The organism is Streptomyces sp. NPDC037273 (genome assembly GCF_055603625.1).
Window position 1 is genome coordinate 224,417 of sequence record NZ_JBVJVO010000004.1, and the last position, 12,475, is coordinate 236,891.

Consider the following 12,475-nt stretch of genomic DNA (forward strand, 5'->3'; position numbering starts at 1 on the left):
CATGACCGCGACCCTCGCCGCGCAGGCGGCCTACCTCGTCGCCGCCCTGCTGTTCATCCTCGCGCTGGCCGGCCTCTCCAAGCACGAGTCCGCCCGGCTCGGCAACGCCTTCGGCATGCTCGGCATGGGCATCGCCCTCGTCGCCACCGTCGTCCTCGCCCTCGACGGCGACATCAGCGCCGCCGGGCTCGGCCTCATGCTCCTGGCCATGCTGGTCGGCGCGCTGATCGGACTCCAGCGGGCCCGCGGCGTCGAGATGACCGGCATGCCCGAACTCATCGCCCTGCTGCACTCCTTCGTCGGCCTCGCGGCCGTCCTGGTCAGCTGGAACGGCTACCTCGACGTCGAGCACCGGCCCGCCGGCGAGGAGGCCGTGGCCCTCGACGCGCTCGGCACCCTCGGCATCCACCACGCCGAGGTCTTCATCGGCGTGTTCATCGGCGCCGTGACCTTCACCGGCTCCATCGTCGCCAACCTCAAGCTCTCCGCGAGGATCGCCTCCAAGCCGCTGATGCTCCCGGGCAAGAACGCCCTCAACCTCGGCGCGCTCGGCCTGTTCGTCGCCCTGACGGTCTGGTTCGTGATCACCCCGGCGCTGTGGCTGCTGATCACCGTCACCGCCCTGGCGCTGGCACTGGGCTGGCACCTGGTCGCCTCCATCGGCGGCGGCGACATGCCCGTCGTCGTCTCCATGCTCAACAGCTACTCCGGCTGGGCCGCCGCCGCCTCCGGCTTCCTGCTCGGCAACGACCTCCTCATCATCACCGGCGCGCTCGTCGGCTCCTCCGGCGCCTACCTCAGCTACATCATGTGCAAGGCCATGAACCGCTCCTTCGTCTCCGTCATCGCGGGCGGCTTCGGCATCGAGGCGCCGTCCGGATCGGACGTCGACTACGGCGAGTACACCGAGATCACCGCCGAGAACGCCGCCGAACTCCTCGCCGCCGCCGGCTCCGTGGTCATCACGCCCGGCTACGGCATGGCGGTGGCCCAGGCCCAGTACCCGGTCGCGGAGCTCACCTCCAAGCTGCGCGCGAAGGGCGTCGACGTACGCTTCGGCATCCACCCGGTCGCCGGCCGCCTGCCCGGCCACATGAACGTCCTGCTCGCCGAGGCCAAGGTGCCGTACGACATCGTCCTGGAGATGGACGAGATCAACGAGGACTTCGCCGACACCGACGTCGTCCTCGTCATCGGCGCCAACGACACCGTCAACCCGGCCGGCGCCGACGACCCGTCGAGCCCGCTCGCCGGCATGCCGGTCCTCACGGTCTGGGAGGCGAACAAGGTCATCGTGTTCAAGCGCTCGATGGCCTCCGGATACGCGGGCGTGCAGAACCCGCTCTTCTTCCGCGACAACACGGCGATGCTCTTCGGCGACGCCAAGGCCAGGGTCGAGGACATCGTCGGCGCGCTCTGACGCACCGACCAGGCCGAGGGCCCGGGTCCGCGCTCGCGGTCCCGGGCCTTCGTCATCAGCCCACGTGGACGCGGGGGCGGCGGTCGCGGTCGGGTTCCGCTTCGCGGATGACCTCGCGGGTGGTGGGGGCGACCTCGCCGCGGCCGAGGAGGAAGAAGCGGAAGAAGTGGGCGAAGGGGTTGCCCTCGGTCCACTCGAAGTAGACGTGCGGGCGGACGCCGGTGGTGTCACGGGCGTGGAGGAGCAGGGCCGCGAGGGCGTTGGGTACGGAGGAGGACTCGACGGTCAGGACGCGGTAGCGGTCGTGGAGGACCTCGCCGCGGACGGTCAGACCTGCCTCGAACTCGGAGGGGTCGGTGATGGTGACCTCGATGAAGACGAAGTCGTCGGTGGTGGGGAGGTCGTTGTCGGCGCGGATCTGCTCGATCTTGTCGCGGTACTCGGCGACGTCCCTGGTGTCGGGCTCGTTGGCGATGAAGCGCGGCGTGCGGCGGGAGATGTCCTGGATGAAGCGCTCAGCCATGTCGTCGAGTTCGACGTGGGTCACGCGGAGCTCGAAGGCCCGGCCGAGGCGGGAGAGGAGCGAGATGAGGATGATGCCGGCGATGAAGCAGGCGCCGATCTTGACGCCGTCGGGGCGTTCGATGACGTTGACGACGGTCGTGTAGAGGAACACGGCGGAGATCACGCCGAAGCCGATCGTCCAGCCCTTCTGCCCGGCCTTGCGGGCGGCGATCGTCACGGCGATGGCCGCCGAGCAGATCAGGACGAGGACACCGGTGGCGTACGCGCCGCCCTGGGCGTCGACGTCGGCGTCGAAGATCCACGTGACCAGGAAGGCGACCAGCGTGAAGACGATCACCATGGGCCGCACCGCGCGCGCCCAGTGCGGGGCCATGCCGTACTTCGGCAGGTAGCGCGGCATCAGGTTCAGCAGGCCCGCCATGGCCGAGGCGCCGGCGAACCAGAGGATCGCGATGGTCGAGACGTCGTAGACCGTGCCGAAGACGTTCCCGAGGTACTCGTGCGCGAGATAGGCGAGCGCACGGCCGTTGGCCTGCCCGCCCGACTCGAACTCCTCGTGGGGGATCAGGACGGTGGTGACGAAGCTCGTGCAGATCAGGAACACGCTCATGATCAGCGCGGCCGTCGTCAGGAGCTTCTTCGTGTCCCTGATCCGCCCGGTGGGCTTCTCCTCGGTGTCATCCTCGTCGCCCCTGACGTGCGGCATGACGGCGACGCCGGTCTCGAAGCCGGACAGACCGAGGGCCAGCTTCGGGAAGACGAGGAGGGCGACCCCGACCATCGCGAAGACGTTGCCGTGCTCCGCGGTCAGCGCGGCGGTCCAGTCCGTGACGACATGGCCTTCGGTGATCACGTGCCACAGACCGCTGATCACCACGACGACGTTGAGGCCGAGGTAGATGCCGACGAGGGCCACGGCGACGCCGATCGCCTCAAGGAAGCCCTTCAGGAACACCGCGCCGAGCAGCGCGATCAGCACCATCGTGATCAGCAGCTGCTTGTTGTGGAGGGCCTCTTCGAGGTGCGGGTTCTCCACCAGGTGGGTGGAGGCGTCGGCCGCCGAGAGCGTGATCGTGATGAGGAAGTCGGTGGCGGCGAAGCCCAGCAGTGTCAGGACGAACAGCTTGCCCTTCCAGAACGACAGCAGCCGCGACAGCATCGCGATCGAGCCCTCGCCGCGGGGGCTCTCCTCCGCCACCCGCCGGTACACGGGCAGCGCGCCCGCCAGCGTCACGATGACGAGCACGACGGTGGCGACGGGGGACAGCAGCCCGGCCGCCAGCGCCGCGATGCCGGGCTGGTAGCCGAGGGTGGAGAAGTAGTCGACACCGGTCAGGCACATCACGCGCCACCACCGCTGTCCCTTGTGCCCGGCGTCCGGCGCGGCCTCCATCGGCCGGGACGGCTTGCCCTTGCCCATGTCGGACAACCCCTCCAGCATCCACGCGCGCAAACGCGCGGTCCGCACGTGCGCATCGGTCGGGGTGGTCATGGATGTGCTCCTGGGCTGCTCGGGGTGGGGGCTGCGGTTTTCGGCCATCGCACGGATGGCCGAGCCAGCGTAAGCAGCCGCTGACGCGCCGACTCGCCCGAGAGCATCAGGGAATCGTCAAGATCCCCGTCAGGGCGTCGGACCCCCCCACGGCCGTCCGGCGTAGGGGACGCGTCAAGAGGGAGGTCGGGAGCGTAAGAGAGGCGTCAACGGAAGCCGGCGGGCGGTCGAAAGGATGTTTTCTCATCTCGTCCGAGTATCCGTTCTTCTTCCTTTCAGGAGCTCACGATGGCCGACGTGGCCTTCGTCGTCACCACGCTCGCGGTCTTCGCGCTGGTGGTTCTCATCGCCAAGGGGGTGGCCAAGCTGTGAATGCCGAGAATGTCGTCGGTCTGATCGTGGCCGCCGCTCTGGTGGGTTATCTCGTTCTCGCCCTCCTCAAGCCGGAGAGGTTCTGAGTACGGATATGAGTCCCGTTCTTGCTGGTGTTCTCCAGCTATTGGCGCTGGTCGTCGCGCTGGGCCTGTCGTACCGGCCGCTGGGTGACCACATGGCGAAGGTGTACTCCTCGGAGAAGCACTACAGGCCCGAGAAGTGGATCTACAAGGCGATCGGCGCGAACCCGTCGGTGGAGATGCGCTGGCCGGCGTACCTGCGCGGAGTGCTGGCCTTCTCCGCGGTGAGCGTGCTGTTCCTCTACCTGCTCCAGCGGGTGCAGGGGTCGCTTCCCGGGTCGCTCGGGTTCGTGTCGATCGACCCCGACCAGGCGTTCAACACGGCGGCGTCGTTCGTGGCGAACACGAACTGGCAGTCGTACTACGGCGAGCAGGCCATGGGCCACGTCGTGCAGACCGGTGGTCTGGCGGTGCAGAACTTCGTGTCGGCGGCCGTGGGCATCGCGGTGGCGGTCGCGCTGGTGCGCGGCTTCGCCCGTTCGCGGACGGGGGAGCTGGGCAACTTCTGGGCCGACCTGGTCCGGGGTACGGTCCGGATCCTGCTGCCGATCTCGGTGATCGGCGCGCTGGTGCTGGTGGCGTGCGGCGCGATCCAGAATTTCTCCGGAATCCACGAGGTCGGCCAGTTCACGGGTGGCGCGCAGCAGTGGAACGGCGGTGCGGTGGCCTCGCAGGAGGTCATCAAGGAACTGGGCACGAATGGCGGCGGTTACTTCAACGCGAATTCGTCCCACCCCTTCGAGAACCCCAACGGGATGTCGAACCTCTTCGAGATCTATCTGATCCTGGTGATCCCGTTCGCGCTGACGCGGACTTTCGGCCGGATGGTCGGCTCGCTGAAGCAGGGGTACGCGATCCTCGGCACGATGGCCGCGATCTGGGTCGGGTTCACGGCACTGATGATGTGGACCGAATTCGCCCACCAGGGACCGGCGTTCGATCTGGCCGGCGGTGCCATGGAAGGCAAGGAGACCCGGTTCGGGATCGCCGGCTCGTCGATCTTCGCGGTGGCGACGACGCTGACGTCGACCGGCGCGGTGAACTCCTTCCACTCCTCGTACACCGGCTTCGGCGGGGGCATCACGATGCTGGGCATGCAGCTGGGCGAGATCGCGCCCGGAGGTGTCGGCTCCGGCCTCTACGGCATGCTGATCATGGCGGTCATCGCGGTGTTCATCGCCGGCCTGATGGTCGGCCGCACGCCCGAGTACCTGGGCAAGAAGATCGGCACCCGCGAGATCAAGTTCGCGGCCTGCTACATCCTCGTCACCCCGGCCCTGGTCCTCTGCTTCACCGCGGCCTCGTTCGTCCTGGACACGCCGGCGCACTCGATGACGAACTCGGGCGCGCACGGCTTCTCCGAGATCCTCTACGCGTACACCTCGGGTGCGAACAACAACGGTTCGGCGTTCGCCGGTCTCAACGCGGACACGCAGTGGTTCAACTCGACGATCGGCATCGCGATGCTGCTCGGCCGGTTCCTGCCCATGGTGTTCGTGCTCGCGCTGGCGGGTTCGCTGGCCGAGCAGACGCCGGTGCCGGAGACGGCGGGCACGCTGCGCACCGAGAAACCGCTGTTCACCGGCCTTCTCGTCGGCACGATCATGATCGTCGCCGGTCTCACCTACTTCCCGGCCCTCGCGCTGGGACCGCTCGCCGAAGGGCTCGCAGCATGAGCACCATGACTCCCACCCGGGCGCCCCACCCGAACGTACCCACGGGGCACCGGCCCGAGGCCGGGCGGGTCGGCGGCGGCCTGTTCGACCCGAAGCAGCTGATCGCCTCCTTCCCGGACGCGATCCGCAAACTCGACCCGCGCGTGATGGTCAAATCCCCGGTCATGTTCGTCGTCCTCGTCGGCTCGGTGGTCACCACCGTCCTGGCGGTCAAGAACCCCGGCGACTGGTTCGGCTGGGCGATCACCGCCTGGCTGTGGCTGACCACGGTCTTCGCCAACCTGGCGGAGGCCGTCGCCGAAGGCCGGGGCAAGGCCCAGGCCGACACCCTGCGCAAGGCCAAGACCGACACCGTCGCCCGCCGTCTCATCGGCAAGAACGAGGAGCGGGTTCCCGGAACCGAGCTGAAGATCGGTGACCTGGTGGTGTGCGAGGCCGGTGACGTGATCCCCGGCGACGGCGACGTCGTCGAGGGCGTCGCCTCGGTCGACGAGTCCGCGATCACCGGCGAGTCCGCTCCCGTGATCCGCGAGTCCGGCGGCGACCGGTGCGCCGTCACCGGCGGCACGAAGGTGCTGTCCGACCGGGTGGTCATCAAGATCACGACGAGGCCGGGCGAGACCTTCATCGACCGGATGATCAACCTGGTCGAGGGCGCCGCACGGCAGAAGACCCCCAACGAGATCGCGCTCAACATCCTCCTGGCCTCGCTGACGATCGTCTTCCTGCTCGCGGTCGTCACCCTGAAGCCCTTCGCGATCTACGCGGGCGCTGACAAGCAGACCTCCCTCATCGTCCTGACCGCGCTCCTCGTCTGCCTCATCCCGACGACGATCGGCGCGCTGCTCTCCGCGATCGGCATCGCGGGCATGGACCGGCTGGTCCAGCGCAACGTCCTCGCCATGTCCGGCCGGGCCGTCGAGGCCGCCGGAGACGTGTCCACACTGCTGCTCGACAAGACGGGCACGATCACCCTCGGCAACCGTCAGGCCGCCGAGTTCGTCCCGGTCAAGGGCACCACGGCGGCCGAGCTCGCCGACGCCGCCCAGCTCTCCTCGCTCGCCGACGAGACCCCCGAGGGCCGCTCCGTCGTGGTCCTCGCCAAGGAGAAGTACGGCCTGCGCGAACGCCACCAGGGCGAACTGGCGCACGCCAGCTGGATCGAGTTCACCGCCCAGACCCGCATGTCCGGCGTGGACGTGGACGGCAGGCAGACCCGCAAGGGCGCGGCCGGCTCGGTCATCAGCTGGGTACGGGAGCAGGGCGGCGCGATCGCCGAGGACGCCGACGCCCTGGCGAACACGATCTCGGCGGCCGGCGGTACGCCCCTGCTGGTGGCCGTCAAGGACGGGAAGGGCGCCCGGGTCCTGGGCGTCATCCACCTGAAGGACGTCGTCAAGGAGGGGATGCGGGAACGGTTCGACGAGCTCCGCCGCATGGGCATCAAGACCGTCATGATCACCGGCGACAACCCGCTGACCGCCAAGGCGATCGCCGAGGAGGCGGGAGTCGACGACTTCCTGGCCGAGGCCACGCCCGAGGACAAGATGGCCCTCATCAAGCGCGAACAGGCGGGCGGCAAGCTCGTCGCGATGACCGGCGACGGCACCAACGACGCCCCCGCGCTCGCGCAGGCCGACGTCGGCGTGGCGATGAACACCGGCACGTCGGCCGCGAAGGAGGCCGGCAACATGGTCGACCTCGACTCCAACCCCACCAAGCTCATCGAGATCGTCGAGATCGGCAAGCAACTCCTCATCACCCGAGGCGCGTTGACCACCTTCTCGATCGCCAACGACGTCGCCAAGTACTTCGCGATCATCCCCGCGATGTTCGCCGTGGCCTACCCGTCCCTCGACAAGCTCAACATCATGGGCCTGGCCTCGCCGGAGTCCGCGATCCTGTCGGCCGTCATCTTCAACGCGCTGATCATCATCGCCCTGGTCCCGCTCGCCCTCAAGGGCGTCCGCTACCGGCCGAGCAGCGCCGACTCGATGCTGCGCCGCAACCTCGGGATCTACGGACTCGGCGGCCTGATCGCCCCGTTCATCGGCATCAAGATCATCGACCTGCTCCTCTCCCTCATCCCCGGAATCGGCTGACGGATCATGAACAACTCTGTGGGAAACACGGGCCGCGTGGTCGCGGCCGGCCTGCGCGCCCTCCTCGTCCTGACCGTCCTGTGCGGCGTCCTCTACCCGCTCGCCGTCACCGGCATCGCCCAAGTGGCCTTCCCCGGCAAGGCGAACGGCTCCGAGGTGAAGGCGGACGGCAAGGTCGTCGGCTCGGCGCTCATCGGCCAGACCTACACCCTCCCCCTGAAGGACGGCGAGGAGACGGCCTCGCCCGACCTCAGGTGGTTCCAGCCGCGCCCGTCCAACGGCCTGGGCACCAACAGCGTCAACACCCGGTACAAGCTGATCCTCTCCGGCGCGACCAACCGCTCCGGCGACAACAAGGACCTCATCCAGTGGGTCCAGGACGCCAAGGCCGCCGTCATCAAGGACAACTCGGTCGGCGGCCACACCGTCAAGCCGTCAGACGTCCCCGCCGACGCCGTCACCTCCTCCGGCTCGGGCCTCGACCCCCACATCTCCCCGGAGTACGCCAGGCTCCAGATCCACCGGGTCGCCGAGAGGAACCACCTCACCGTCGAACAGGTCACCAGGCTGGTCGACCAGCACACCGACGGCCGCGTCCTCGGCTTCATCGGCGAGCCCCGCGTGAACGTCCTCGCACTCAACATCGCGCTCAAGGAACTGGCCGAAGGCCGATGACGTAGGCTGGCGGTCCATGGCAACGAGCACTTCGCTGTGGTCCTTCGCCCTCGTCGTAGGGCTTCTCACCCTCACCCCCGGGCTCGACACCGCGCTGATCCTGCGCACCTCGGCCCTCGGCCGGCGCAGGAGGGCCTGGGGCGTCGTCCTCGGCATCCAGACCGGCACCCTGCTGTGGGGCGCGCTCACCTCGCTCGGGGTGACCGCGCTCCTGACGGCCTCCCAGCTCGCCTACACCACCCTGCGCTGGGCGGGCGCCGCGTATCTGGTGTGGATGGGGGCCCGGATGCTGCGGGACACGTTCCGGGGCGTGCCCGCCGCCGAGGCGGGGGACGACGCCGCGCTGCTCGCCGCCGAGGACTCGGCCAAGGGCGGCTGGCGGCAGGGCACGCTCACCAATCTGCTCAACCCGAAGGTGGGCGCCTTCTACGTCGCCGTGCTGCCCCAGTTCATCCCCGAGGGCGCCGACCACCTGGCCATGGGGCTGCTGCTCGCCTCGGTGCACGTGGTCCTGGGTCTGGCCTGGTCGGCGGTGCTCATCGGCTTCGCGCGCGTGATGCACGGCTGGCTCCGCAAGCCGCGGGCCCGCCGGGTGCTCGACCGGGTCACCGGGACCGTCATCGCCGCCTTCGGTGTCCGGCTCGCGCTCGGCGACTGATGCGGGCGGAGGACTCTCCGTACTCCCCAGGGAGTAATCGGGGCCGGGTGCCGCCTGCGGGAGTAGTGCCCGGCTCGGTCTTCAGCGCGACGAATCCCCCTCCGTACGACGGGAGTCTGGGATCGAACCGATGGAGACCGATGGAGGGAGGCCCGCGATGGGGGGCCGTAGGAGACTGGTCGGCTGGGGGGTACTGGCGCTGTGGGTGATCGTGATCGCCCTGGCCGCGCCACTCGCCGGGAAGCTCGGCGACGTGCAGCGGGACCGGGCCGTCGACTATCTGCCGGCGAGCGCCGACTCGACGCAGGTCGCGAAGATCACCGAACGGTTGCCGGGCGGGGACTCGACGGACCTCGTCCTCGTCTACCACCGTGAGGGCGGGCTGACCGCGGCCGACCGGGAGACCGCGGCCCGGGAAGTGGCGAAGGTCGCCGCCGAACACCCGCTGACCTCGACCCCGAGGCCGGTGCCCGCCGAGGACGGCAGCACGCTCCTGTACGCCGTGTCGAGCAACGAGCCGGGCACGGACGAGAAGGCCAGGGACGCGTTCGTCCACGACGTCCGGGAGACCGTGAGCGGCGAGGTCGGCGGACCGGGGGCGCTCGCCACCGACGCGAGCGAGGTGTACCAGTCCCTCGACGGCCCGCTCCTCTACACGACCGTGGCCGTCGTCGCGATCCTCCTCATCGTCATCTACCGCAGCCCGTTCCTGTGGCTCGTCCCCCTGGCCGTCGCCGGCGTCGCCGACTACCTCTCCATGGCCGTGACGTACGCGCTCCACCAGGGCTTCGACATCAGCGTCTCCGGCCAGAGCACCGGCGTCATGACGATCCTGGTGTTCGGCGCGGGCACCGACTACGCGCTGCTGCTCGTCTCGCGCTACCGCGAGGAACTGCGCCGTGTCCCGCGCCCGTACGACGCCATGGCCGCCGCGCTGCGCGGCTGCGGCCCCGCCGTCCTCGCGTCCTCGGGGACCGTCGCCCTCGGCATGATGTGCCTGCTCACCGCCGACATGAACAGCAGCCGGGGCATGGGGCCGACGGCCGCCGTCGGGGTGCTGTGCGCGCTGGTCGCGATGACGACGCTGCTGCCCGCGCTGCTCGTCGTCCTCGGCCGGCGGGTGTTCTGGCCGCTGATCCCGGCGTACGGAAGCGAGGCCAGGGCCCCGCGCCGCTCGCTCTTCGCCGCCATGGGTTCCTCTGCGGGCCGGCGACCGCTCGCCGTCCTCCTCGCGGGCGCCGCCGCGCTGGCCGCGCTCGCCCTCGGCACGCTCAACCTGCCCGGGGCCCTCAAGCAGGAGGACTCCTTCAGCTCCACCCCGGAGGCGGTGGCCGCCATGAAGACCCTCGCGGCCGCGTACCCGGAGCTGGGCACCCAGCCGATCACCGTGGTCGCCCCGACGGCCGGCGCCCCCGGGGCCCTGGAGGTCCTGCGCGCGAACGACGGGGTCGCCAAGGCCGAGCGGGGCCGCAGCGGCGACGGCTGGACGGAGATCTCCGTGGTCGCCGCACATCCGCCGCAGTCCGCGGCCGAGACCGCGACCATCGAGGAACTGCGGTCCGCGCTCGGCGAGGGCGTGTACGTCGGCGGACCGAGCGCCGAACAGCTCGACATGGCCGACACGAGCGCCAGGGACCGGAACATCGTCGTGCCGCTCGTCCTGGTCGTCGTGACGATCGTGCTGATCGTGCTCCTGCGCAGCCTCGTCGCACCGCTCGTCCTCGTCGCCGCGGTCGTCGCCGTGTGGGGCGCGGCCCTCGGCATCGGCGGATTCGTCTTCGAGTCCCTCTTCGGCTTCGAGGGCACCGACCCCGGCCTCGGCCTGCTGTCCTTCGTCTTCCTCGTCGCCCTCGGGGTCGACTACGGGATCTTCCTGATGCACCGGATGCGCGAGGAGTGCCTGAAGGGGACGGAGCCGGGGGCCGCCGCGCTCACCGCGCTGCGCACCACCGGCGGGGTGATCGCCTCGGCGGGCCTCGTCCTCGCCGCCACCTTCGCGGTCCTCGTCAACATGCCCATGGTGCAACTGGCCGAGCTGGGCTTCGTGATCGCGGTCGGCGTGCTGCTCGACACCTTCCTGGTCCGCACGTACCTCGTCACCAGCGCGAGCGTGCTGCTCGGCCGGAAGGTGTGGTGGCCAGGACCGCTGGCCACGAGGCCCGCGACGGGCCCCGGTGCGGAGCCCGCCCCCGAACGGACGCCCGTAGGGGTCTGAGACGGCTCCGATCAGGGACGAGTGGGGGCTTCCGGGACTACCGGGAGCCCCCTCCCACGGGAAGGATGGACACCATGGACTTCGCAGCGGCCCTGACCCGCGACCCGCAGGCCGCGCCTCACCCGGTGCGGTCCGACGCGATGGCCGCGGTGGGCTGGGCGCTCGTCGCGGCCTTCCTCGCGCTGACCGTCGACGACGGCCGAAGGCCCGACGCCGTGGGCTGGGCACTACTGCTCGCCGCGCACGTCCCGCTGGCCTGGCGGCGCAAGGCACCCCTGCCGGTCCTGTGCGCGGTGGTCGCCTGTGTGGCGCCCTACCACGCGCTCGACTACATGCACCTGGCGCCGATACCGGCCTCGATGACCGCGCTGTACACGGTCGCGTCCACCGGCCGGCCCCAGCGCACGCTGATCGTGGGCCTCTCGGTCACCTCCATCACGCTCAGCATCCAGATCCTCGTCAACCCGCACGAGGTCGTGGAGCTGCTGAGGGTCTCCGGCTGGGTGATCGCCATGCTCGTCTTCGGCACCAGCATCCGGCTCTACCGCAAGCTCGTGGCGGGCATGCTGGAGCGGGCCGAGCGCGAGGGCGAGCGGAAGGCCACCGAGGAGCGGCTGCGCATCGCCAGAGACCTCCACGACCTCCTCGCGCACTCGATCACCCTCATCGGCGTCCAGACCTCGGTCGCCGCGCACATCCTCGTCGCCGACCCCGACCGGCTCGACCGCCAGGCCCTCGTCCGCGCCCTCGAAGGGATATCCGAGACCTGCCGGGACGCCAGGGCCGAGGTGCGCACCACTCTGGACGTCCTCAGAGCCGCCCCCGAAGGCCCGCTGCCCGACCTGGCGTCCCTGCCCGATCTCGTCAGACCCTCGGGCGCGGACCTGACCGTACGGACCGGCGCGGCGAAGGTCCCGGCGGCGGTCGGCGCGGCGGCGTACCGCATCGTGCAGGAGTCGCTGACCAACGCCGTGCGGCACGGAGGCCCGGACACGCGCGTGCGGGTCGACGTCGGTCTCGCGGACGAGACGCTGACGGTACGGGTCACCAACAGCGGTGCCGCCGGCGGGGCCGCTGTGGGTGTCGTCCCCGGCGCCGACGGGCCGCGCCCCGCCGGGTACGGGATCGTGGGGATGCGCGAGCGGGCCAGGAGCGTGGGCGGCACACTGAGCGCGGGCCCGCGCGACGGCGGGGGATTCGAGGTCACCGCGGCGCTGCCGCTCGTGGCGGGGGAGGTGCCGGCATGATCCGGGTGCT

9 protein-coding genes are annotated in these 12,475 nt (G+C 70.1%); 8 read left to right on the forward strand and 1 reads right to left on the reverse strand.

What is annotated here, in order from left to right; translation table 11 throughout:
- Position 1 precedes the first annotated feature (1 nt).
- Complete coding sequence (gene pntB, locus ACZ7G1_RS13180; protein WP_470871440.1) at positions 2-1,420, forward strand: Re/Si-specific NAD(P)(+) transhydrogenase subunit beta; 1,419 nt, start codon at positions 2-4, stop codon at positions 1,418-1,420.
- A gap of 55 nt (positions 1,421-1,475) precedes the next feature.
- Here pntB and ACZ7G1_RS13185 read toward each other — a convergent pair whose 3' ends face one another.
- A complete protein-coding gene (locus ACZ7G1_RS13185) occupies positions 1,476-3,437 on the reverse strand; it encodes an APC family permease (RefSeq protein ID WP_470871439.1) in 1,962 nt (653 codons plus the stop codon).
- Positions 3,438-3,805: 368 nt separating this feature from the next.
- Between ACZ7G1_RS13185 and kdpF the strand changes: the two genes are divergently transcribed.
- From kdpF to ACZ7G1_RS13220, 7 genes are all read left to right on the forward strand, one after another.
- Positions 3,806-3,895 carry a K(+)-transporting ATPase subunit F gene (kdpF, locus tag ACZ7G1_RS13190; protein ID WP_470871438.1) on the forward strand — a complete coding sequence of 30 codons (90 nt, stop codon included), beginning with the start codon at positions 3,806-3,808 and terminating at the stop codon, positions 3,893-3,895.
- An 8-nt stretch (positions 3,896-3,903) separates the two neighbouring features.
- On the forward strand, positions 3,904-5,568 hold the full coding sequence (kdpA, locus tag ACZ7G1_RS13195) for a potassium-transporting ATPase subunit KdpA (RefSeq protein WP_470871437.1): 1,665 nt from the start codon (positions 3,904-3,906) through the stop codon (positions 5,566-5,568).
- Positions 5,565-7,670, forward strand: a complete 2,106-nt coding sequence (kdpB, locus tag ACZ7G1_RS13200; RefSeq protein ID WP_470871435.1) for a potassium-transporting ATPase subunit KdpB — start codon at positions 5,565-5,567, stop codon at positions 7,668-7,670. The genes kdpA and kdpB overlap by 4 nt, the downstream gene beginning before the upstream one ends.
- Positions 7,671-7,676: 6 nt before the next feature.
- A complete protein-coding gene (locus ACZ7G1_RS13205; protein WP_470871433.1) occupies positions 7,677-8,345 on the forward strand; it encodes a potassium-transporting ATPase subunit C in 669 nt (222 codons plus the stop codon).
- A 16-nt stretch (positions 8,346-8,361) separates the two neighbouring features.
- Positions 8,362-9,003 carry a LysE family translocator gene (locus ACZ7G1_RS13210; protein WP_470871431.1) on the forward strand — a complete coding sequence of 214 codons (642 nt, stop codon included), beginning with the start codon at positions 8,362-8,364 and terminating at the stop codon, positions 9,001-9,003.
- 157 nt (positions 9,004-9,160) lie between these two features.
- On the forward strand, positions 9,161-11,218 hold the full coding sequence (locus tag ACZ7G1_RS13215; RefSeq protein WP_470871429.1) for an MMPL family transporter: 2,058 nt from the start codon (positions 9,161-9,163) through the stop codon (positions 11,216-11,218).
- Between the two features lie 74 nt (positions 11,219-11,292).
- Positions 11,293-12,465, forward strand: a complete 1,173-nt coding sequence (locus tag ACZ7G1_RS13220; RefSeq protein ID WP_470871427.1) for a sensor histidine kinase — start codon at positions 11,293-11,295, stop codon at positions 12,463-12,465.
- The last annotated feature ends 10 nt before the right edge of the window (positions 12,466-12,475 follow it).